This window comes from Chitinophaga sp. CCNWYY40, assembly GCF_037483205.1.
GTDB lineage: Bacteria > Bacteroidota > Bacteroidia > Chitinophagales > Chitinophagaceae > Chitinophaga > Chitinophaga ginsengisegetis.
This window is the reverse complement of the sequence record NZ_JBBHLF010000002.1, coordinates 438,224-460,280: the sequence shown is the minus strand read 5'-3', so window position 1 is coordinate 460,280 and position 22,057 is coordinate 438,224. Positions and strand designations below refer to the sequence as shown.

At 48.1% G+C, this 22,057-nt stretch carries 18 protein-coding genes; 7 read left to right on the top strand and 11 right to left on the bottom strand.

Annotated elements, in window-relative coordinates; genetic code table 11:
- Positions 1 to 44 precede the first annotated feature (44 nt).
- The 5 genes from V7S65_RS07530 to V7S65_RS07510 form a co-directional block, all read right to left on the bottom strand.
- Entirely contained in the window at positions 45 to 1,535 is a 1,491-nt protein-coding gene (locus V7S65_RS07530; protein WP_079467460.1) for a RagB/SusD family nutrient uptake outer membrane protein, read from the bottom strand.
- A gap of 11 nt (positions 1,536 to 1,546) precedes the next feature.
- Entirely contained in the window at positions 1,547 to 4,636 is a 3,090-nt protein-coding gene (locus V7S65_RS07525; RefSeq protein ID WP_336388655.1) for a SusC/RagA family TonB-linked outer membrane protein, read from the bottom strand.
- Positions 4,637 to 5,072: 436 nt separating this feature from the next.
- Complete coding sequence (gene aspT, locus V7S65_RS07520) at positions 5,073 to 6,788, bottom strand: aspartate-alanine antiporter (RefSeq protein WP_336388656.1); 1,716 nt, start codon at positions 6,786 to 6,788, stop codon at positions 5,073 to 5,075.
- Between the two features lie 69 nt (positions 6,789 to 6,857).
- Entirely contained in the window at positions 6,858 to 7,319 is a 462-nt protein-coding gene (gene rnhA / locus V7S65_RS07515) for a ribonuclease HI (RefSeq protein WP_336388657.1), read from the bottom strand.
- 69 nt (positions 7,320 to 7,388) lie between these two features.
- Positions 7,389 to 9,026 (bottom strand): acyl-CoA carboxylase subunit beta, encoded by a 1,638-nt coding sequence (locus V7S65_RS07510; RefSeq protein WP_336388658.1) that lies wholly within the window; start codon positions 9,024 to 9,026, stop codon positions 7,389 to 7,391.
- A gap of 114 nt (positions 9,027 to 9,140) precedes the next feature.
- Between V7S65_RS07510 and V7S65_RS07505 the strand changes: the two genes are divergently transcribed.
- Positions 9,141 to 9,602 carry a DinB family protein gene (locus tag V7S65_RS07505; protein WP_336388659.1) on the top strand — a complete coding sequence of 154 codons (462 nt, stop codon included), beginning with the start codon at positions 9,141 to 9,143 and terminating at the stop codon, positions 9,600 to 9,602.
- A gap of 8 nt (positions 9,603 to 9,610) precedes the next feature.
- Here the strand turns inward: V7S65_RS07505 and V7S65_RS07500 are convergent, their stop codons facing one another.
- From V7S65_RS07500 to V7S65_RS07490, 3 genes are all read right to left on the bottom strand, one after another.
- Complete coding sequence (locus V7S65_RS07500; protein WP_111578076.1) at positions 9,611 to 10,543, bottom strand: bifunctional helix-turn-helix transcriptional regulator/GNAT family N-acetyltransferase; 933 nt, start codon at positions 10,541 to 10,543, stop codon at positions 9,611 to 9,613.
- Between the two features lie 102 nt (positions 10,544 to 10,645).
- A complete protein-coding gene (locus tag V7S65_RS07495) occupies positions 10,646 to 11,215 on the bottom strand; it encodes a Crp/Fnr family transcriptional regulator (protein WP_336388660.1) in 570 nt (189 codons plus the stop codon).
- 2 nt (positions 11,216 to 11,217) lie between these two features.
- The gene (locus V7S65_RS07490; protein ID WP_336388661.1) at positions 11,218 to 12,636 is read right to left on the bottom strand and encodes an MFS transporter; all 1,419 of its coding nucleotides are present in this window, start codon (positions 12,634 to 12,636) and stop codon (positions 11,218 to 11,220) included.
- 174 nt (positions 12,637 to 12,810) lie between these two features.
- Here V7S65_RS07490 and V7S65_RS07485 point away from each other — a divergent pair, with 174 nt between their 5' ends.
- On the top strand, positions 12,811 to 14,253 hold the full coding sequence (locus V7S65_RS07485; protein WP_336388662.1) for a sodium:solute symporter: 1,443 nt from the start codon (positions 12,811 to 12,813) through the stop codon (positions 14,251 to 14,253).
- 45 nt (positions 14,254 to 14,298) lie between these two features.
- Here V7S65_RS07485 and V7S65_RS07480 read toward each other — a convergent pair whose 3' ends face one another.
- Positions 14,299 to 15,255: an ion channel gene (locus V7S65_RS07480; protein ID WP_079467469.1), complete on the bottom strand. Its 957-nt coding sequence runs from the start codon at positions 15,253 to 15,255 to the stop codon at positions 14,299 to 14,301.
- Between the two features lie 153 nt (positions 15,256 to 15,408).
- The gene (locus tag V7S65_RS07475) at positions 15,409 to 16,116 is read right to left on the bottom strand and encodes a DsbA family oxidoreductase (protein ID WP_336388663.1); all 708 of its coding nucleotides are present in this window, start codon (positions 16,114 to 16,116) and stop codon (positions 15,409 to 15,411) included.
- A gap of 105 nt (positions 16,117 to 16,221) precedes the next feature.
- Here V7S65_RS07475 and V7S65_RS07470 point away from each other — a divergent pair, with 105 nt between their 5' ends.
- On the top strand, positions 16,222 to 16,608 hold the full coding sequence (locus V7S65_RS07470; protein ID WP_079469925.1) for a winged helix-turn-helix transcriptional regulator: 387 nt from the start codon (positions 16,222 to 16,224) through the stop codon (positions 16,606 to 16,608).
- Between the two features lie 4 nt (positions 16,609 to 16,612).
- Here V7S65_RS07470 and V7S65_RS07465 read toward each other — a convergent pair whose 3' ends face one another.
- Positions 16,613 to 17,539, bottom strand: coding sequence for an NADP-dependent oxidoreductase (locus V7S65_RS07465; protein ID WP_111578071.1), 927 nt, complete (start codon positions 17,537 to 17,539; stop codon positions 16,613 to 16,615).
- A gap of 96 nt (positions 17,540 to 17,635) precedes the next feature.
- Here V7S65_RS07465 and V7S65_RS07460 point away from each other — a divergent pair, with 96 nt between their 5' ends.
- The 4 genes from V7S65_RS07460 to V7S65_RS07445 all read left to right on the top strand — a co-directional run bounded on the left by V7S65_RS07460 (position 17,636) and on the right by V7S65_RS07445 (position 22,011).
- Positions 17,636 to 18,967 (top strand): DEAD/DEAH box helicase, encoded by a 1,332-nt coding sequence (locus tag V7S65_RS07460; RefSeq protein ID WP_079467472.1) that lies wholly within the window; start codon positions 17,636 to 17,638, stop codon positions 18,965 to 18,967.
- Positions 18,968 to 19,310: 343 nt separating this feature from the next.
- Positions 19,311 to 19,868: an RNA polymerase sigma factor gene (locus V7S65_RS07455; protein WP_079467473.1), complete on the top strand. Its 558-nt coding sequence runs from the start codon at positions 19,311 to 19,313 to the stop codon at positions 19,866 to 19,868.
- Between the two features lie 66 nt (positions 19,869 to 19,934).
- Complete coding sequence (locus V7S65_RS07450; protein ID WP_336388664.1) at positions 19,935 to 20,999, top strand: FecR family protein; 1,065 nt, start codon at positions 19,935 to 19,937, stop codon at positions 20,997 to 20,999.
- A gap of 25 nt (positions 21,000 to 21,024) precedes the next feature.
- Positions 21,025 to 22,011: a hypothetical protein gene (locus V7S65_RS07445; RefSeq protein ID WP_336388665.1), complete on the top strand. Its 987-nt coding sequence runs from the start codon at positions 21,025 to 21,027 to the stop codon at positions 22,009 to 22,011.
- The last annotated feature ends 46 nt before the right edge of the window (positions 22,012 to 22,057 follow it).

The window sequence follows — 22,057 nt, the reverse complement described above, 5'->3', positions numbered from 1 at the left end:
ATAAAAAAGCCTCCGGAAAATTCCGGAGGCTTTTTTTATGATCCTTAATTATTGATGTTCGGATTATTTTGTAATTCTGTAATCGGGATAGCAAAGAGGTAGTATTTACTGTACGGTACAAACGGTGTTCCATCCGGTTGCTTCAGCGTCAGATGCCCCTGTGCAGACACTTTCACAAAGGTGCCATCACCTCTCGGCACGCTGATAATACTATCCTGCCCGTTATAAGAGAGGAAAGGCTTCCTTACTACGGTGCCGCCTGTACGAATAATATCAGACAGTGAAAACCCTTCTCCCCACAATTCTTTTCTTCTCTCCACCAGGATAGTGTCTACCAGGCTGCCGCCGCCTTTATAAAGCGTGGCATTCCTTGCGGCACGCAATACGTTGAGGGCTTCTGCGCCTTTGGTAGTGTTGCCGCTTTGTGCATAAGCTTCTGCTTCTATCAGGTACATTTCTGCGGAGCGCATCAGCACCAGGTCGCCCACCAATGCACCGGCGTCACGGAAACGGAATTTCTTATAGCGCAGGTAGCCTTCCTGGTCAGGCAGGGTGTCCCAGTCGAATAAACGGAAACGTACATCTGCACTGTCGAAGAAGTTCTTAAAGTAAGGATCTGCCATAAAGCTCTGGTAGTATGAGGCCGGGCTGGAAACATCGAGGAAATGGAAGTTGTAGCTGGCGTTGCTCTGGTTGGGCGTTTGCGCGTGTCCCCAGATCCATTCTCCATTGTTGATATCGCTGAAGCCTTTGTTGTAATCATCGCCCGACATCAGGGGATAACCATTACGGGCAGCAACAGCAGCGGTGATAGCGCTTGTCCACTGACGGTTGTAGAGGTATGCGCGGGCCAGTAAACCATTGGCTACGTTGAGATCAATTTTCCATTTCTGGGTGGCATTGCGTTGATAATTCTGCAGCAGCGGCAATGCTTTCTGCAGGTCATCAATTACCTGTTTGTACACTTCTGCCACCGTTGATTTTGCCTTTCCCGCAGTGGTTGGGCCGGATGGCTCTGTGTAGATGGGAATGGCTTTCTCTGTACCGGTTCTGTTAAACTGGTAGAAAGATGCCAGCGTGAGATAGCAATTGGCACGCAGCGCATACGCCTGGCCTTTGAGACGTTGCTTTTTATCGGCATCGCCGGTAGCATTATCCACTTTTGCGATCACATTATTACAGTTGTCGATCACCTTGTACAGAATGGTCCAGAAAGCGTTTACACGGTTCTTGGTGTTGTCTGTCATTTCAGTGTATCCATAGGAATCACGTAGTCCATACGATTGGGTTACCGCGATATCGCTGCCCATCGCGTCGCTGGTGAGATGAATGGATTTATAACCAGGCACTGCAAAGGTGAAGAACTCTTCAAACATATATGCCCAGGTACCATTGATCACGGTTTCCACGTTGTCGGCAGTATTAAACACCTGGTCGTCCGGTACGGCATTGGTTGGTTTGGTATCCAGGAAATCCTTGTTGCAGGCGCCCAATACCAAAGCAGCGATTATTATTAAGAATATATTCTTTTTCATGGTCGTAATTTTTAGAAGCTCAGATTAATACCTGCAGAAATGGATTTAATGGCCGGGTAACGATAGTAGGTGGTACCTCCTACCGATTGTTCCGGATCCAGCCCCTGGTGGTTATAGATCGTGAACAGGTTTTCTCCCTGTACATATACCAGTACATTATTAAGATGTGCTTTATCCATTAATGATTTGGGAAGGTTGTAGCTGATGTTCAGGCTTTTCAGGCGGGCATAGCTGGCATCATACAGGAACCGGTCGGATACGGATGTCCAGTTGGTTTGTACGGTAGTCAGTTTAGGCACATCCGTTATCTTGTTGTCCGGCGTCCAGCGGTTCAGCATTTCCGTGCTGAAAGGACGGCCTGCAGAGGTACCTGTGCCCAGCAGGAACAGGTAATCCTGGTCCAGTACTTTACCACCAAGACTGTACACCATCAGGAAGGAAAGTGAAAAACCTTTGTAGGTGAATGTATTGGTAAAACCGCCGTATACATCCGGCAGGGAGGAACCATTGTAATACTGCGTAGCGGAGGAATAGGTGCCGGTAGTGCCTTTGGTGCCATCTGCATTATCGACGTACCACATAGGCAAACCTGTTTCCTGGTTTACGCCAGCCCATTTTCTCAGGTAAAAATCATAGATAGATTTACCTACCATGAGTTTTTTGGTACCGCTGATAATTTCTTTCTGCGGTAACTCGGTGATCTTATTCTTATAGTGCGTGGCGTTCAGATCAATGGTCCAGCTGAACTCTTTTGTTTTCACGGGCACTGCGTGTATGGAAGCTTCCACACCGGTATTTTTCAGCGCGCCGATATTCTCATCCACAGCGGAATAACCTACGGAAGGCGCCATAGGACGGGAATACAGCAGGTCCTGTGATTTGCGCTGGAAGTATTCTACGGTACCGCCTAAACGATTTCCAAACATACTGAAGTCAACACCAATATTTAAGTTCAGGTTGGTTTCCCATTGCAGGTTCGGGTTGTATACCTGGCGGCGGTAGGTACCACCTTCACCGAGGTTACTGTTTACGTTCAGCAACGGGTAGTAGTTGTAGAATGCATCGTCCCCGAGGTTATCGTTCCCCTGTCCGCCGTAGCTGGCGCGGAGTGTGAGCAGGTTAAGCCAGGAATTGTTTTTAAGAAAATCTTCTTCTGTTAATTTCCAGGAACCGCCTACAGACCAGAAGGTACCCCAGCGGTGATTGGGTGCGAAACGGGAAGATCCGTCGCGGCGAAGGGAAGCAGATAAAAAGTATTTTCCTACGTAGTCATATTCAGCCCTGCCCAGGAAACTGGAGAGGGTGTAAGTATCGGTATATCCCTGCAAACCCGTGATGAGAGAGGCATCCGAGAGTTCTTCCAGTCCAGGCAGGGAGAAGCCGGATTTCTGACCATCCAAAAAGGTAGTGGTGTATTTGTAGGCTTCCTGGCCTGCCAGCAGGTTCAGGTGATGCTTTTCATTAAATGTTTCTTCGTAGGTGAAGATGTTGTTGAATGTCCAGCTGAACACGCGGGTATTCAACCGTTCTATGGTTCCGCCTACTTCTGCATCAAAGCCCAGATTAGGGTTGGTGTAGTCGTATTGTTGTTTGGCGGTATAATCGGCGTTATAACTTGATTTGAATTTAAGTCCGCGCCAGATAGTGGCTTCGCCATACAAACGGGCAGATAAATCATCGCGGGTGAGGCGGTGTTTATCGATAGCGGAGGTAGCCACCAGGTTGGTGTTGGTGTTTGCAGCACTGGGACGGTAGCTGCCGTAGTCAAAGATCTTATTGCCGTTGGCATCCAGGATATAGGCGCCGGTGGACCGGTCGCGCTCATAAATAGGATAGAAATTTGACATCAGGCGGCCGTAGTTTACGTAGTTATCAGAGCGACTGTCTTCCGAAGGAGGCGCATCCTGTTCGGAGTGCGTACCATTCAGGTTCAGTCCTACCTTTAACCATTTCTTGGCATCAATATCAATATTGCTGCGGAGGTTATAACGTTTGAAACCGGAAGCGAGATAAATACCCTGGTCGTTCAGGTATCCCCCGGAAACATAGTATCTTGATTTTTCGGTAGCACCGCTGAGTGCTACATCTGCTTCGGTACGTTTCCCGGTTCTTTGCATGGCATCGTCCCAGTTATCGTTCCACAGGGCTTTAGCGCCTGCTACCAGTTTCCCGTCGGTGCCTACCGGCTGCGGGAAAGCGGTGCCATAGGGGTTAATCCCTACCCTTCTTACGAGGTTGCTGCTGGCCTGGGCGGCGGCAGTAGCGGGTGATAAGCCGCTGGTAAGACCACCATTGCGGATGGCTTCCCAGTACATTTCAAAATACTGATCGGTGCTTACCCGGTCGTAATTATCCACTGCTCTTTTTGAAAAACCCTGACTAACGCGAACGTCTATATTACTTCCCTGTTTCTTTCCTTTTTTGGTGGTGATGATGATCACACCGTTGGCGCCACGGGAGCCGTACAGCGCGCTGGAAGCAGCATCTTTCAGAACGCTGATGGATTCTATGTCGTAAGGATTGAGTGCATTCAGGCTACCTCCGTAAGGCACTCCGTCTACCACGTATAACGGATCAGCGGATGCGTTGATGGAACCAATACCGCGGATACGGATGGTAGCATCGGAACCCGGCTGACCACTGGTAGACGTACTTTGCACACCAGCTGCGAGGCCCTGTAATGCTTTGGTAACGCTGGATACCTGCCTGTTTACCAGTTCATCGCTTTTGATCTGCGAAACAGAACCGGTATAGGAACTCCTTTTAGCAGTACCATAGGCTACTACTACAATTTCATCAATATCTTTCCCTAAAGAACGGAGTGAAATATTGATGGGGGATGTGCTGATAGGTACTTCCTGTTGTTCCAGGCCGATGAAGCGGATCACGAGCGTGGTGGCGGCAGGATCAGTTACCTGGATCCTGAAGTTACCTTCAGGATCACTCACCACGCCGTTGGTGGTTCCTTTAATTACCACCGAGGCGCCTGGTAAGGGCGAATTATCTTTCGCGGAATAAACACGACCGGTCACCGTACGTGTTTGTGCAAATACTGCCACGGGTCCAATGAGCAGTAGAAAGAGAAGTAGTCGTTGTAACATAGTAAAATGTTGAGAGTTTTGCAGTGATCTGGTTTTTCCTGGCAATACCTATCCCTGTCTGTTATTGAACAGGCATTGCAGCATTGTATCCCATTGTTTTTTAACGCCGGTACAGACGGAGTTCCGGAAACAGTTATTGATCGTTGTAACCTGCTGTGGTTAAGCAGACAAATATTTATTGCTGATTTTTAATGATGGCAACAACAATAGTTGCATAAACAATATGGTTGGGTAATCTTCTCCATAAGCAAATCTTTAAATTCATTCCGTTCAATTATCCTATAATTCCTATAGACTAATGGGACGCAAAGCTATATGCTTTCATAATTAAAAACAAAAGAATTGTTAAAAATGTTGAAGAAAAGATTTTTCATCAGAATAGATTTTCAGTACAGACGCGGGTTTCATTGTTAAAAAATGTGATGAGCGGAGAACATCAACTGCCTCTGTGCATCAGCAGCACGATGATAACGCCTGAAGTGGTGAGTGTAATATTAGCTACTGCATATGCCACGGTATATCCCAGTGCGGGCACTTTGCTGTTGATAGCATCCTGTACTGCCAGCAGCGGCGCGGATTCATCATGCGCGCCGGCGCAGGCGCCAAGACCAATAGCCGGATGAAATTTAAATACATACTTTGCCAGGAACAGCGCCAGCATCATTGGCAGCAGGCTTAGCACTACACCAGCCAGGAAAAGTGTGACACCTTCTTCTTTCAGTCCCTGCAAAAATCCTTCACTGGCGCTCAGTCCAACGATGGCGATAAATACATGCAGTCCCAGTTTGGTAAGCACCCATTGTGATGCAGCCGGGATGTAACCGAACCGTGGATGGATACCGCGCATCCAGCCGAATACCAGCCCTGCGATCAGGGCGCCGCCACTGGTACTCAACTCCACAGGAACGTTGCTGATATGTGCGCTCAAACTGCCAAATAAAGTACCCGCCACAATGCCGGCTGCGAGGTAAACAATATCTGTTTCCACGCCGCCCCTTTCCTTATAACCAATGATGGCAATGGCCTTGTCCAGGTCTTCCTGGATACCCACCAGTTCTACCACATCGCCTTTTTGTATCACGGTAGATGCGTGCAGCGGCATCTCGATACCGGCGCGTAAAATTTTACGCACGCTGATACCATGAAAATCCGGGTGTTTTGCAAATGCTTTCAGGGGCTTGTTGCTGGCGGCTTTGCTGGTGATGATCACGGTTACTGACTGTACCGGGAACGTGAGCAGTTCCTCATCGGCTACTTCTTTTCCCAACAGGGATGCTGACGCAATGGCCGCCGCACGCTGGCCACCCACCGCAATAATATCTCCCGGCTTAATTATAAAATCAGGGGAAGCTTCCATCAGCTTTCCTTCTCTTCTGATGCGCAGGATGTAGAGATGTCTTTTCTTATCATGAAAGATGTCTTCTAATTCACGGATGGTTTTACCATCACCGGTAAGTTCCGGGTTAACAAGATAAGCGCGGAAGGCTACCTGGTCGTAGGCGTTGGTAACATTCTCCTCTTCTTCAGCACCTGGATCTGTTATTTTTTCTTCCAGCTCCTTTGTTTTCTCTATCAGCTTTGCACGGCTGCCAGACATAAACCACGGGCCTATTACAGAAAGGAACCAGCTGGTACCGGCGGTACCAAAAATATAGGTAACCGCATACGCCACCGGGATCTGGTTGATGAGCGTATTTTTTTCATCGTCTGTAATATTGAGTTCATTGATGGTATTTGACGCCACGCCGATAATAGCAGAGCAGGTATTAGCGCCGGACATTAGCCCTGCGGTAGTACCTGTTTCAAAACGCAGCAGGGAAGCCAGCCCCCAGCAAAATAACAAACTGCTGCAGCATACTATAAATGAAAACAACGCCAGTGGCAATCCATCTTTTTTAAGTCCCTGGAAAAACTGCGGACCGATACCATAGCCGGTACAAAATAAAAAGAAGAGAAAGAAAATAGATTTTGTTTCTGAAGGAATACTGATGTGAAAGCTGCCGATGGCAATCCCCACCAACAGCACACCGGTAACGGTACCGAGGGTAAAACCTTTTATATGCACCTTACCAACCAGGAAGCCGGTCAGGAGGGTTAGCATCACCGCTATTTCGGGGTATTTCTGTAACGTGTTTATCAACCAGGGGAGCATAATTGGAATTTAAGATTGCGCTTATACTACAATTATGATCACCGGTTGGTTCAGGGCAAGTGTTATTCTTTAGGCCAATCCTTTTTCAAAACCTTCATCAATCAGCCAGTTGCCACTGTCGGCCGCTTCTGTAGCCAGTTCATCACAGCGGTTGTTGAAAGGGTTGCTGGCGTGGCCTTTCACCCATTGCATTTTTACCTGGTGTCTTTTATACAATGGTATAAAACGCAGCCAGAGGTCTTTATTTTTTTTGTCTTTAAAATTAATTTTCACCCAGCCCCATAGCCATCCTTTCTCAATACTATCCACTACATATTTGCTGTCTGTAAAAACGGTTACTGTTAATCCATCCTTCTTCAGTGCTTCCAGCGCAACAATAACGGCCAGCAGTTCCATCCTGTTATTGGTGGTTTTACGGTAGCCCTGTGATAATTCTTTCCGGACGTTTCCCCATATGAGTACTACGCCATACCCACCCGGACCGGGATTACCGCGGGATGCACCATCTGTATATACTACCAGTTCAGCCATGTTCAATTTTAGAGAAGCGCGAAGATAAGGAAAAGTGCGGAGGGGATCGAACACTTTCCCCTCCGTTCTTTACACCTGGAATACGCCTACATTAAAAGGCTGTTCCACCGGTGCGTTGTTGGCTGCTTTAATACCTTCTGCAATTCTTATCCGGGTATCGGCGGGATCAATGATATCGTCTACCCACAACCTGGAAGCGGCGTAGTAGGGAGTCGTCTGCGCGTAATATTTATCGGTAATTTCTTTCAGCAGGCGGGCTTCTTCTTCGGGTGTGATCACCTGTCCTTTTGCTTTGAGAGAAGCCACCTGGATCTGCAATAATGTTTTGGCGGCCTGCTCTCCTCCCATCACCGCAATTTTAGCGGATGGCCAGGCATATATAAAGCGGGGATCATAGGCTTTACCACACATGGCGTAGTTGCCGGCGCCATAGGAATTACCAATGATGATGGTGATTTTTGGCACCACGGAGTTGGCCACGGCATTCACCAGTTTTGCGCCGTCTTTGATAATACCGGCGTGTTCGCTTCTGCTGCCTACCATGAATCCTGTTACATCCTGGAGAAATACGAGGGGAATTTTTTTCTGGTTACAGTTCATGATGAAGCGGGCTGCTTTATCGGCGCTGTCGTTGTAGATAACGCCCCCCATTTGCATTTCGCCTTTTTTGCTTTTTACAATTTTACGTTGATTGGCAACGATGCCTACCGCCCAGCCATCGATGCGGGCGTAGCCGCAGATGATGCTTTTGCCGTAGTCCTGTTTGTATTGGTCGAGTGTGTTGGCATCTACAATGCGGTCAATGATGTCCAGCATATCATAGGGCCGGGAGCTGTCGGCCGGCAGCACACTGTCCAGTTCATCGGCAGGCTTTGCCGGTGGCTGCGGTTCAATCCTGTCGAAGCCAGCATTGCCGGTATGACCAAGTTTGCTTACAATGCGTTTGATCTGATCGAGGCACTCCTCATCAGATTTGAATTTATAATCGGCGATGCCGGAGATCTCTGTATGTGTAACGGCGCCTCCTAACGTTTCCGCATCTACGTCTTCCCCGATGGCGGCCTTTACGAGGTAAGGTCCGGCGAGGAAGATGGAGCCGTTGCCTTCCACCATGAGCACTTCATCGCTCATGATAGGCAGGTAAGCGCCACCGGCCACGCAACTGCCCATTACTGCAGCGATTTGCGTGATGCCCATTGCGCTCATGCGGGCGTTGTTGCGGAAGATGCGGCCAAAGTGTTCTTTGTCGGGGAATATTTCATCCTGCATGGGCAGGAATACGCCGGCACTGTCTACCAGGTAGATGACCGGCAGCCTGTTTTCCATAGCGATTTCCTGGAGGCGCAGGTTCTTTTTACCGGTCATGGGGAACCAGGCCCCTGCCTTTACGGTCATGTCGTTGGCCACAATCATACATTGGCGGCCGCTTACATACCCGATTCCTCCTACGGTACCTGCTGCGGGGCATCCGCCATATTCTTCGTACATGTCGTAGGCGGCAAATGCGCCGATTTCGGTAAAGGGGGTGTCTTTATCGATGAGGTATTGAATGCGTTCCCTGGCAGTGAGCTTACCTCTTTGTCTCACTTTCTCCAGGCTTTTCTTTCCTCCGCCCTGTTCTATTACGCCCAGGCGTTGTTTCATGGTGCTGATTGCCATCCGCATAGCATCTTCATTTTTGTTGGTTTCCAGTTGCTGCTGATCCATAACGATGGTTTTTATATTCTTTAAAAATAAGGGAAAGAATTCAGTAAATTACGAATAACGGGAAGGCTACCGGTGTTTGGCGCCGGATATCTTTTAAAATAAAAATCCTATTGTATGTCTTTATTACTGGAGCATTTAGCCGTATCGCTTGAAAATCTTTACAATGGCGCGCCCTGGATTGATGTTACCTTCCAGGAGCATCTTTCGCGTATTGATGCGCAACAGGCGGTAAAATCTTTCGGAGAATCCAATAATACCTGGGAGATTGTTAACCATGTGATTTTCTGGCACCAGCGGGTGCAGCGATACATGCACAATGAGGCGCCGGAGCAGGACGGGGATCTGCCTGATTTTTATATGCCGGAAAACCACGGGGAAGAAAACTGGGAGGCAACCAAACACCGGCTGGCGCATTCTTTTGAGCTGATGGCCGCTACCATCCGCAAATTCCCGGAGAAAGAGCTGTTTGACACCTTTCCGGGAACCGAACATAAGGCCATTTATTACCTGCAGGGGCTGGCTGAGCATGATGCGTATCACCTGGGGCAGATCGTACTGCTGCACAAATATGCCTGATGGCAAGCTTAAAATAAATCCATGTCGTAACGCTGTTCATACAGCTGCTGCCCCCACAGTTGCAGGTATTTTTCGCCCGTTTTGCGAAAGCCGGCATTCTTGTACAGGGCAATGGCGGTTTCCTGCATGCTGGTAGTCATCAGGTATACTTTCTGGTAATGTTTTTCTTTACAGAAGGCCAATGCTTCCTGTAATAGTTTCTTGCCAAGACCTTTACCCCTAAAATCGGGATGGATGAGGAACCAGCGCAACTGCGCCAGGTGGCGGGAAGATCCCAGGATGGCTACAGAACCCACAATCTGATCGTTTACGGTAGCAAGAAACATCCTGTCTTTGGCCGGATTATAGGTGGGGAGAAATTCATAGAACGTCTTACAAACATATGCCTCAAACTCCAGGTTATATCCTGATTCCTTCGCATACAATTGCCCGTGCAGGTAGATAAGGTATCCTACATCCCCCGGCTGGAGATTATAACGGATATGGATATCCGAAGTTTGTTCGCCCGGTTGCGCAGATAATACCTGTTCAATGGTTTTCATGGCGCCGGCCACCTGGTATTGTTGTTTTTCGGAGAGATGACCGGTGATCTGTTGAATTTCCCGGTTAGATTTATCTTCCAGGCCGGCCAGCATTTTTTTACCGGCGGCGCTGAGATAAAGAAAAAACGTACGTCCGTCGGCGGTAGACTGCTGCCTGTTCAGCCACCCGTTCTTCTCAAACTTTTTCAGCAGGCGGCTGAGATACCCACCGTCAATTTTCAGGATGGCTATTAATTGGCCCGCCGTGCATTTTCCAAGCTGCCCTATTTCAAATAAAACCCTTACTTCAGACAGCGACAGGTTGCTGTCCAGGATGTGCTGGTTCAATAGCCCGATCATGCCGGTATAGAAACGGTTAAAGCGACGGATATCACCTACAACCGGAGATTCGACAGTCATACTTACTTGTTTTCCAGACAAAAGTAAATAAATACTTGACAAAAGCAAATTTATTATTTGCCTTTGTCAAGTATTTAAAAGAAGGGATTGCGATGGGTAATATCAGCGTTTTGATTTCAGGCGGCTGAGGGTTTCCTGCGAGATATTTAAGTAAGATGCCACCAGTTTATTGGGCAGGCGTTGCACGATATGGGGGCTTTCGTCCAGCAGCCGGCGATACCGTTCACCGGCGCTTTGCGTGATGAAAGACATCAGCCGGCCCGTATTGATTACATAGGCATTTTCGAGGTAGCTCCTGTAAAATTTCTCCCAGGAGGGAATTATATCCAGCAGGTAATAAAAATCGTTGCGGGAAATGGACAACAACTGGGAAGGCAATACTGCCTGTATAAATTCGTGGGAGGTTTGCTGTGCAATAAAGCTCATCAGGCCGCAGGCAAAATTATTTTCAAAAGCCAGGTAGCGGGTGGCTTCCTGCCCGTTTTCATCAATGAAATAAATCCGTATACAGCCGCCGGCAACAAAAAAGATATTCCTGGCTACCTCTCCTTCCGTTAGCAGCAGCTGGTTACGGCCGGCCTGCAACGGTTTGAAGTGTGATAGTATTACGCCGAGTTGTGCGTCGGTAACACTGATTTTACTGAGTATAAAAGCGGATAATTGTTCGTACATGATCAGGCGTTATTACGGCGTCCTTGTGTTCTCAGCACCAAATATATCAATAAAGCAGCGACTGCCACCAGCACGGCCGCCACCAGGAATACAACCGAGATGGCGTGTGTGATAGTGCCGCTTTTGACCAGGAGCGCGAACACAGCTCCCAGTACAGCCGTTCCCGTTATATGGCCGGTGGTGCGTGCCAGCGATAACAACCCGCTCATCAGTCCGCGTTGCTCCGGCGCTGCCAGTTCCATCACGGCCGTGTTATTGGGTGTTTGGAAAAAAGTGAGTCCCAGCTGGATCAGCCCAATGCGCCACAAGAAACCAAAGATCCCCTGTCCGGTGCTAAGGCTGCTCATGGCCAGGCAACCGGCCACCATTACCAGTACGCCTGCCAGCATTACCTTACGGGCATGGAACCGGTCCGCGGCCTTGCCCGCAAATACACTCAGCACCGCGGTTACCAACGGACCAAAAGACATCAGCAACCCGGTTTGTAATGATGTGTAATGTCCTTCATTTACCAGGTAAAAGGGCAACAGCACTACGGTGGCCATGATCACCGTATACACCAGCCAGGCCGCCAGCAGGCTGGCACTGAGCAGGGAATTGCGGAACAGCTGCAGTTGCAGAAATGGTTGCGGTACTTTCTTTTCATATCTTATAAATAACACCAGTCCGGCTGCGAACCCTGCCAGCAACAACAATACCGGCTGGCTCAGCGGGCCTTTATCTTCCATAAAGGTCATACCCATACAATAACAAACCAGTACGCCTGCCAGGAGGATCATGCCGGTCCAGTCGGTTCGCTGCGGCGCCGCCTTCGCCACCACCGGTATATGCCTGCGTACTAACGTATACGCCACTACGCCGATGGGAATATTTACCAGGAACATCGACTGCCATCCCAGCGTGGAAATGAGGATGCCGCCGCAGGTGGGGCCGGAAGCGATGCCCAGTGGCACCATCATGGTAAGCCAGCCCATTGTTTTGCCCAGCCGGGCTTTTGGTACCATATCGCCGGCAATAGCGAAACTCAGCGAGAGGCAGAAGGCCGCGCCAACACCCTGTAAGCCCCTGCACACAATAAGGGTACCGATTCCCGGCGCAATGCCGCAACCCAGTGAAGCCACCGTGAACAGCGCAATACCGGCGAGATATAATTTCTTCTTGCCAAAAATATCTCCCAGGCGGCCAGCCCCTGCAATCAGTGCGGTGAGCAATAACATATAGCTAAGCACTACCCATTGGGCCGACGCAAAAGATGCATGGAGTTGTGCTATTAATACCGGCAATCCCACGATGACGATACTGGTATCGAGGTTTACCATAAAAAGGATCAGGGCGATACCGGTTACTGCCGCCTTCACGCCCCATGAACCGGGCAACAGCTGTTCCGCCACCGGCGGGGCTTTCATTGTTAAATCAGACATATTGTTTTTTTTGATGACGCAAAGATGCCCCTAACCTTTTCCCTGAAAATTGATCCACGTCAAAAAATCAGTAGCGGAATTTCCATCCACGGTGAAGTCCGGAAGATATTATATTTGCGTTTTCGCTCTTTTGCGCCTTTAGCGGGAAAGTAGTATCTTGATTAAATTTGATTTATGTCTCCAGGATTATTATTCTCATTCGTCATTGCCTACTTCGTCATCCTGCTGGTGGTAGCCTGGTATACGGGCCGCAATTCCAACAACGACTCCTTTTTCATCGGTAACCGCAACAGTAACTGGATGCTGGTGGCCTTTGGAATGATAGGCACCTCACTGAGCGGGGTTACCTTTGTAAGTGTGCCAGGCGCCGTTGGGCGCGACGCCTTTTCCTATATGCAGATCACCCTGGGGTATTTTATCGGGTACATTACCATTGCCTATGTATTGATACCGCTTTATTACCGGCTGCAATTAACATCTATCTATAATTACCTCGACAGCCGCTTTGGAAGAAGTGCCTATAAAACCGGCGCCTCCTTCTTTATCCTCTCCCGTACGCTGGGGGCAACCGCAAGACTATACCTGGTAGTGAGGATTTTGCAGGATGCCATCCTCTCCAGTTTTGGCGTGCCTTTCTGGCTAACCACTATCATCATCTTATTTATGATATTGCTGTACACGTATGAGGGCGGCGTAAAAACAATTGTATATACCGATACCCTGCAAACTACCTGTATGCTGGCCGGGCTGGTAATTTGCGTAGGATATATCCTGCATACCATGAACCTTAGTTTGGGAGAAAGTTTTACGGCCATGGGTGAAAGGGGGCTGACAAAGATCTTTAATACCGATCCGAATGACAAGCTCTTTTTCATAAAACAGATTGTGGCGGGCGCCTTCATCACCATCACTATGACCGGTCTTGACCAGGAGATGATGCAGAAAAACATCTCTGTAAAAACTTTAAAAGACTCGAAGAAGAACATGGTGTCGCTGGCTTTTATTATGGTAATCGTTATTGGCCTGTTCCTCTTCCTGGGAGGTTTACTTCATTTATATGGCGCACAGCAACAGGTAACTGCCACCGGCGATAAATTATTCCCGGAACTGGCATTGCATCATATGCCGCCGGTGATTTCCGTAATCTTTATCATTGCGCTTATCTCTGCATTGTTTCCCAGTGCGGACGGTGCTATGACAGCCCTCACCTCTTCCCTCTGCATCGACATCCTCGATATGCAAAAACGTACCGACTGGACCGAAGCAGAAAAGAAAAAATACCGTCAGCGTATTCACCTGATGATGGCATTTATCTTCCTGCTTTTTGTAATGGTATTTGAATGGGTGAATAACCAGAGCATGATAGGCGTGATCCTGAAAGTGGCTACTTATACGTATGGACCGCTGCTCGGGCTTTTTGCTTTTGGCATTTTAACCAAACGCAAAGTGCATGATGCACTGGTGCCCGTGATTTGTGTGGCTGCGCCATTGCTTTGCCTGGTAGTAGATGTGTACCAGACGCACATTTTTGGTAAATTCCAGATAGGGCTGGAACTGTTGATCATCAACGGGCTGTTTACTTTCCTGGGATTATTGCTGATTTCCCGTAAAGACTGATGATATTACCCGGATGCAGTGATCATCACTGCATCCGGGTATAAACTATTCCACTGTTTTTGTTTTGTTCAGATGGTGCAGCTCCAGCACGGTTGTTTTCCCGTTATCGCTTTCCCGGTACATCGGCACAAATTTCCTGTTGTAAATAATTTCCTGGTAAGTGTAAGAGGTGCGCTGCAATACCGTATTGGAGTACACATCATTAAAGCCCCTTACGGTTACATATAGCTCTGCATCGGCCACTTCCATGTCCTGCGCAGTGAACCCCAGAAACGGACTGTTTTCATCAATAGGATGCACCACCGTCCAGTTCATAGACAGCGTTTCAATTTTACTTCGCTCCAATGCCAGGTTGTAAAACTTATATACCGCCTCCCCGTTTTCCTGCACCTGGAAACCCGTTGTTACCAGTACTTCCACGTTGGTGAGGGTATGATTTTCTTTGTAAGAAGCAAAGCGGAACATCAGGGCTGTTTTATCCTTGTAAGGAGCAATCAGTGCATGATCACTGAACAACAGGTGTGCGCGTGGTTTTGAAAAGCGGCCATAGATAAGACCGGTAGCCACCGCAAAAGAGAGGAAGCCCGTCATGGCTTCAATGGCTGCCACGAAGTTTACACCGTCGCCCACCGGGTTAACGCGGCCATAACCCACGGTGGTAAAGGTTTCCGTACTGAAAAAGAATACTTCTTTAAATTTTTCCCAGCTGGTTTTACCGATGATTCCCTGAAATCCTTCTGTGCCTATCCACCAGTAAATGCCTGTATAGAGCAGGTTTATGGAGAAATAAAATAGCAGGATCACCAGGGCGAACTGCCAGGCGGGAACACTTAATAGGGCGTGATAAATATTAAAACGTTGCATAAACGAACGTCCTTCGCGGCGTATGTTAAAGCTTCCGTCGCGGTTAATAAACCGGCCGCCATAGCCATTTGCATTGGTACCGAAACCGGTGTCGTCGTTTTGCCTGGAAAAAGGGTTTATTCTTTTCAGAAGCGCCATAAATGGATATTTGAGGTGTAAAGCTAAGAAGAAAAGTGAGGAAAATTATGAATCAGGATGATCGTGTTTGGATGGTGTTAACAGTTGGGGAGGGAAAAAAATTGGCCGGCCAACATTCCTGCTAACCAGCCAACTCCCTTATAAAAAATCAAACTATTGGCAATCTCCGTCTGGTGTACAAACCTGGCCGGATAAGGTATCGAGTGTATTTACCGGTTGCGTGCTTTTCCATTCTGCAAAAGCCTGTTCCAGGGTTTGTGTGAATGCTTCTACCGGTTGTGCGCCGGACACACCGTATTTTCGGTCCAGTACAAAAAACGGTACGCCCCTGATTCCCAGCTGCTGTGCTTCATCCACATCTTTATTCACTGCTGCTGCCATTTCTGAAGTTTCCAGTACGGATTCCACAGCGGCTTTATCCAGCCCGATTTCCACGCCCAGTTCCAGCAGGGTGGCATGATTGCTCACATCTTTACCTTCGGTAAAATAGGCGTAAAACAGACGTTCTTCTGCGGCGTCGCCGAGGCCCTGTTGTTTGGCCAGCTGAATAAGGCGGTGGGCGTCAAAAGAATTAGCGATAACGGCTTTATCAAAGTTATAGGTAAGACCAGCTTCGCGGGCAGTTCCTGCCAGTTGGTCGTGTACGGTTAACGACCATTCGCGCGACTGTCCTTTCATTTCTGCTACATAGTCGTATACGTCCTTTCCGGGCTGGGATTTAAGGGAAGGATTCAGCTGAAAGCTTTTCCATTCCACGGTAATATCATCTTTCCCCGGAAATTTCTCCAGTGCTGCTTCAAATCTCCGTTTGCCGATATAGCAAAACGGGCACATGATATCTGACCATATTTCTACTTTCATCATTTTTAATTTAGGTTCTACCAACAAAGTTAATATATTTGCTATCAAAAAGTAACCAGTTTCCCGAAAGTAAGTGCTTTACAAAAGGTAACCAACTGTATGCAGATGAAAACAGAAGAACTCACAATTGATTGCGGCCGGCCAGAAACAGAAAACAGCGCTCATACTGATTGCCATAAAGTAATTATGCCGGTAAGAGATGCGCTGGATGTGATCAGCGGAAAATGGAAACTGCCCATTATTATAGCTGTTTCCCGCGGACATAAACGTTTCCGTGATATAGAGCGCAGTATTCCGAAAATAACGTCGAAAGTGCTTTCCAAAGAGCTGAAAGACCTGGAAACGCATAAGCTGGTAAAGCGAACCGTGTATGATACGCAGCCGGTATCAGTAGAATATACCTTAACGCCTTATGCAGCCACGCTGGACAGTGTAATTATTGCCCTGCAGAAATGGGGCATCCAGCACCGGAAAAAAATACTCGGCAAATAACTGCTTATCCTTCAGATATCTTCAGTACTATTTTCCCTCTTCCGCTACCGCCATGTTTGCTGTATTCCTGTGCCGCGGCGGCTTCCGACAGGGAGTGAAACACTTTGCGGACGTAGGGTTGGATCAATCCTTTATCCAGCAGCTTATGCACCTCCTGCATGGATGCCAGCGTTTTGGTACCGCCCCATAACGCGCGCACGCCAGCTGCTGCCACCTTTTCAGCGTCAGGCATTTGCACGATACATAGCAATAGTCCTTCCGGTTTGAGCACAGCCAGCGATCTTTCCGTGACATCTCCCCCAACGGTATCAAATACAATATCCACCGGCGCCACCTGGGTTTCAAAAGGCGCTGCATTATAATCAATCACTTCATTGGCGCCGAGCGAGGTAACGAAGTCGAGATTCTCCTCACTGGCCGTTGCAATCACGTAGGCGCCGGCATTAAACGCCAGTTGTACGGCAAAATGCCCTACCCCGCCTGCTCCTGCATGTATGAGGATGCGTTGTCCCTTTACGAGGCCGGCTACATCAAACAGTGCGCCCCAGGCTGTTCTGGCCCCTGCCATTGTAGCGGCTTCTTCAAAAGATACGCCGGGTGGTTTGCGGAACAGCAACTCCGCCGTTGAAATAGCGTAGGTGGCATAAGAACCATCTACTGAACCATATACTTCGTCGCCTATTTTCTTGCCAAATACGCCTTCTCCCACAGCGGTAACAATACCGGAAGCTTCCACACCCGGTATATAAGGCAAAGGATGTTTCATAAAACCCTCCCTTATTTTCCAGTCGATAGGATTTACGCCACTGGCCACTACTTTGATTAATACCTGGTCTTTTGCCGGCACCGGAACGGGCACTTCCTGCAGTTGCAACTGCTCAGGGCCTCCATATGCGTGTACACAAATAGCCGGTATGTGGAGGTTTTTCATAGCTTTTTTTATGCTAATGTATTGAAATAAGAATTACAAAGGACAAATCCATAATTGGTAATTCTTTACCTTTGCCGTTCATATTATAGTAGTATCATGACTTTTGGTGATTTAAACCTGAACACCCCATTATTAAACGCGATAGACGAATTAGGTTATAAAAGACCTACCACCATACAACAGCGCGCCTTTTCCGTTATCATGTCCGGACAGGATGTGTGCGGAATTGCGCAAACAGGTACCGGTAAAACCTTCGCTTACCTGTTGCCCACCTTACGGCAGTTTAAATTTTCGAAAGAGAAATATCCCACGGTGCTGATCATTGTGCCTACCAGGGAGCTGGTAGTACAGGTGGTGGAAGCCGTTAAAAAGCTCACCACCTACATGAACGTATCGGTGCTGGGCATTTATGGCGGCGTGAATATGAATCCCCAGATGGAGGCCGTGCAGGACAAACTGGATATCCTGGTGGCTACCCCGGGTCGCCTGTATGACGTTATCCTCAGCGGAGCATTAAAAGTGAAGCTGGTAAAGCGTTTGATCATTGATGAGGTAGATGAAATGCTGAACCTCGGTTTCCGGACGCAGTTAAGAAATATTATGGACCTGCTGCCCCAGAAGCGGCAGAACCTGATGTTTTCTGCCACCATTACGGAAGACGTGGAGAAAATGATTGAAACACATTTTAATAACCCGGTAAGAATAGAAGCCGCACCCACCGGTACCCCGCTTGAAAATATCGACCAGATCGTGTACCGGGTTCCTAACTTTTACACGAAGGTGAACCTGCTGGAAATGCTGATCACGGACGATAAGAGCATGACCAAAACCCTCATTTTCGCCGCCACCAAGCAACTGGCGGATGATCTGCATGAGCAGCTGGAGAAAGAATTCCCCGGCCAGGTTGGTATCATTCACTCCAACAAGGAACAGAATCATCGTTTTAATACCGTCCGCAAATTTCAGCAGAACGAATACCGTTTCCTGATTGCCACGGATATCATTGCCCGCGGACTTGATATCGCCGAAGTTACCCATGTGATCAACTTTGATACACCGGAGGTACCGGAAAACTATATTCACCGTATAGGCAGAACCGGCAGGGCAGATAAAAAAGGAATTTCGATCCTGTTTACCAAAGATGCGGAAACAGAAGACCTCGCACGGATTGAAAGCCTGATGAACTATGCCATCCCGGTGCAGCCATTACCCGAAGACCTGGTAATTTCTGATGTATTAACGGAAGATGAAAAACCGAAGATACATATGCGGAATACGCTGGTAAAAGCGCCCAAGCGGGAAGATGTAGGCCCGGCCTTTCACCAGAAGCTGGCCAAAAATATGAAGACCAACAAAAAGGTGACCCACAAAGAAAAGATGATGCTGAAATATGGCAAACCCAAGAAAAGGGGCGCCAAAAAGAAATAGTTACTGCGGGTTATTTTGTGCAGTCTGCACGAAATAACCCGCGATTTCCCGCTACCCTTCCCTGTTTTCAAACACCTGAGACAGCTTCTAGAAATAATGGAATAACAATTCATTAACAAACTTTACTTCTTATTACAAATCCGGCCATCCCCCCTGATCGAATATATTCTGTAGTGTGCATGTTATTGTATTAAAATCAGTTGTTTTACGGGTAGTTTTTCCTCATTGCTTGAAATAGCCATGCTGTTTCTGCCTGTCTGACGTATTTTCCTTTACCGCGTATCAGTAACCATTTGACAACAGCAGCCGGCACCGGGCCTGCGATTATCAACTAAATCCCAGCATGAGTGCATCTATCAACGATATAGAATTGCTTGCACAACTGAAATCGGGCAGTGTTTCCGCTTTCCAATATTTCTATGAGAGCTACCGTCAATGGCTGTACGTGACTGCATATACTATTCTAAAAAACGAAACAGAGGCCCAGGAGCTTGTCCAGGACTTTTTTGTCGATTTCTGGCAAAAGGACCTGAGTGCGCGGATTGACCTGAGTACTACCAGTTCTCTCAAAAATTTTCTCTTTGTCAGCGTCCGGAACCGCTGTTTAAATAAAATTGCCAAAGATGCCACGCGGAACAAAAGGTTAAAGGATATCATGCTGCCTGAAACCTACACCATGCCTCAAAGCAGGTTAGAAACCAACGAGCTGAAAGAGCAGCTGGAAACCGCTATCAGTCAGCTCCCGGAACGCCAATCGGTGGCATTCCGGCTGGCTTACCAGGAACACAAAACGCGAAAAGAAATAGCAGCCTTCATGGACACCAGTGAAGAAACTGTAAAAAAACAGGTAGCCAACGCGCTGAAAACTTTAAGGGCATCTTTAAAAAAAATCCTTTTTTAATACCCCGCCCGATTAAATAAACGGTTAATAGTGTACATGAACAGCGCAGAAGAAATATACAGGCTAATGACTGAAAAGCTTGCGGGAAGAATTTCCGCAGCAGATGACCAATTGCTGGAGGAACTGATCGAAGAAGATGAAGTAGTAAGGGAGAAGTGGGAAAAACTTTCCATGATGCAGATCCCGCCCCCTCCTGCCCCCTGGCTGGAGGTGATTGACTTTAAGCAGAAGAGGCCGCTGTACCGCATATTACTTCCTTGGGCCGCTGCCGCTGCGGTGATTGCCATTATTGCATTTTCCGCGTGGAAGTGGGACTTTTTCGCCAGTCCCAAACCTGCGCCGGTGGCTGCCATCAATAAAGATGTACTGCTGGAAATCACCGGCCAGCCTACCATTAACCTGACGCAGACAGCCGGCAGTGTTACCATTGGCGGCAAACCCATTCCCAATAAAAACAATACGCTGTATCTCAACTCATCAGACGATCTTCCGCAAGGGATCCACGCATTGATAGTACCACACGGAAAAAGCTACGAAGTAGCCCTCCCCGATGGTTCCGTTATTACGCTCAATGCTGCCACTACGATGGAATTCCCGGCTACCTTCAAAGGCGCCACCAGGGAGATCACGCTCAACGGGGAAGCTTATCTGAATATCGCCCGGCGCGCCGGTAAACCATTCCTCGTACACCTGCCCAACAGCACCGTGGAAGTATTGGGTACCAGTTTTAATATCAACAGCTACGACAGCGGCCTGGTGAAAGTATCCCTGGTAGAAGGAAAGGTGCGGATGAAGGCCGGCAAAAAAACAGTTACCATGAAACCCGGACAGCAGGCCATCTTCAACAAAGAAGCCGCTACCCTTGATACACAACCTTTTAATGCAACCGTGGAACTGGGCTGGCAGAAAGGACTCTACTGCTTTTCTGATACCCACCTGGATGAAATATGTAATGCCATTTTCCGGTGGTATGGCGTCCGCGCTTCACTGGATCACCCTGACCTTGCCAGCAGAACCTTCACCGGTCTGCTGGATAAAAGTACACCTATGAGCTTCTTCCTGGAAGGGATCAAAGCTACCACAGGTACTGATTATTATTTTACCGCAGACAGTACACTGCATTTCAAATAATAGGCAATATCAAAGGAAAATAACCATGAATCAACCAGAAACCAAGTACCTGCTGATCAATCCGGGGAAAAGAGTTTGCACAACGTATGAACAGGTGCCCGGCTACCTGCAGTCCCAACTGATCCCTAATGCCAAATGCTTTACTGATATTGATGAAAACGGGGTGATCATGGATCAGCAGATTCAACTCAACGAGTTATCTGTTCATTACCACCTTATTCATCTGAAACAGGGCGTGGAACTCACCACTGTAGCGCCAGACAAAGCCTGTTTAGCCGTTGGCATTTCAGGTTTTGCTGAAAACGCAGCCGCTTTCCCCATGAAAATGAAGCTGGCTAAAAGAGAAATGAATGTCCACCGTGGGGCTACCGATACCGCTACCCTGGTTACAGAAAAGGAATTTGTGATCAGCTTTCACGTAAACCTTCACCTCCCGCTGGTAAAATATTTAGTGGCTGAATTTCCCCTGTTCAAAGTGCTGAACCTGAAAGAACCAACCGTAGATAAACAGCCCGTGAAAAAAGCGCCACCCTATCATCTGAATGAAGTCAACTACCAGATCATGCACCGGATCCGGAGCTTTAAAGCAGTAGGCGAGGCTGCTGATGTTTTCTTCCGGCGCAATGCCATCGACTTTTACGCTACCTATCTCCGTTACCTGCAAGGTCCTCCCTCATTGATGCTGATGGAACACTACCGGGAGAAGCTGCGGGAAATAGCCGGTTATATTATTCATCATCCGGCGGAAGTGACCGACAAAGAAGCACTCTGCGACAGGTTTGGCGTAGCGCCGGAGTTCCTGGAAGCGCCATTTGAACAGGAATTCCTCATCACCGTGGAAGAACTCATCCTGCAGGAGAAAATGGCCTTTGTATTTAAAATGCTCATCGAAACAAACCATACACTCACCCATATTGCCAGCCTCACCCAATATAGCGGCTGGGAAGAACTGTCAACGGAGTTTGAAAAATATTATAAATGCAATATCGCAGAATTGCGAACCGCACAATAACCCCTTACTTGTGGCCACCCGGCGGCAGCCATGCGCTGCTGCTGAG

Excerpts from the sequence above, each read along its gene's own strand:
- V7S65_RS07530 (WP_079467460.1), bottom strand. The coding sequence starts at position 1,535 with ATGAAAAAGAATATATTCTTAATAATAATCGCTGCTTTGGTATTGGGC.
- V7S65_RS07525 (WP_336388655.1), bottom strand. The coding sequence starts at position 4,636 with ATGTTACAACGACTACTTCTCTTTCTACTGCTCATTGGACCCGTGGCA.
- aspT (WP_336388656.1), bottom strand. The coding sequence starts at position 6,788 with ATGCTCCCCTGGTTGATAAACACGTTACAGAAATACCCCGAAATAGCG.
- rnhA (WP_336388657.1), bottom strand. The coding sequence starts at position 7,319 with ATGGCTGAACTGGTAGTATATACAGATGGTGCATCCCGCGGTAATCCC.
- V7S65_RS07510 (WP_336388658.1), bottom strand. The coding sequence starts at position 9,026 with ATGGATCAGCAGCAACTGGAAACCAACAAAAATGAAGATGCTATGCGG.
- V7S65_RS07505 (WP_336388659.1), top strand. The coding sequence starts at position 9,141 with ATGTCTTTATTACTGGAGCATTTAGCCGTATCGCTTGAAAATCTTTAC.
- V7S65_RS07500 (WP_111578076.1), bottom strand. The coding sequence starts at position 10,543 with ATGACTGTCGAATCTCCGGTTGTAGGTGATATCCGTCGCTTTAACCGT.
- V7S65_RS07495 (WP_336388660.1), bottom strand. The coding sequence starts at position 11,215 with ATGTACGAACAATTATCCGCTTTTATACTCAGTAAAATCAGTGTTACC.
- V7S65_RS07490 (WP_336388661.1), bottom strand. The coding sequence starts at position 12,636 with ATGTCTGATTTAACAATGAAAGCCCCGCCGGTGGCGGAACAGCTGTTG.
- V7S65_RS07485 (WP_336388662.1), top strand. The coding sequence starts at position 12,811 with ATGTCTCCAGGATTATTATTCTCATTCGTCATTGCCTACTTCGTCATC.
- V7S65_RS07480 (WP_079467469.1), bottom strand. The coding sequence starts at position 15,255 with ATGGCGCTTCTGAAAAGAATAAACCCTTTTTCCAGGCAAAACGACGAC.
- V7S65_RS07475 (WP_336388663.1), bottom strand. The coding sequence starts at position 16,116 with ATGAAAGTAGAAATATGGTCAGATATCATGTGCCCGTTTTGCTATATC.
- V7S65_RS07470 (WP_079469925.1), top strand. The coding sequence starts at position 16,222 with ATGAAAACAGAAGAACTCACAATTGATTGCGGCCGGCCAGAAACAGAA.
- V7S65_RS07465 (WP_111578071.1), bottom strand. The coding sequence starts at position 17,539 with ATGAAAAACCTCCACATACCGGCTATTTGTGTACACGCATATGGAGGC.
- V7S65_RS07460 (WP_079467472.1), top strand. The coding sequence starts at position 17,636 with ATGACTTTTGGTGATTTAAACCTGAACACCCCATTATTAAACGCGATA.
- V7S65_RS07455 (WP_079467473.1), top strand. The coding sequence starts at position 19,311 with ATGAGTGCATCTATCAACGATATAGAATTGCTTGCACAACTGAAATCG.
- V7S65_RS07450 (WP_336388664.1), top strand. The coding sequence starts at position 19,935 with ATGACTGAAAAGCTTGCGGGAAGAATTTCCGCAGCAGATGACCAATTG.
- V7S65_RS07445 (WP_336388665.1), top strand. The coding sequence starts at position 21,025 with ATGAATCAACCAGAAACCAAGTACCTGCTGATCAATCCGGGGAAAAGA.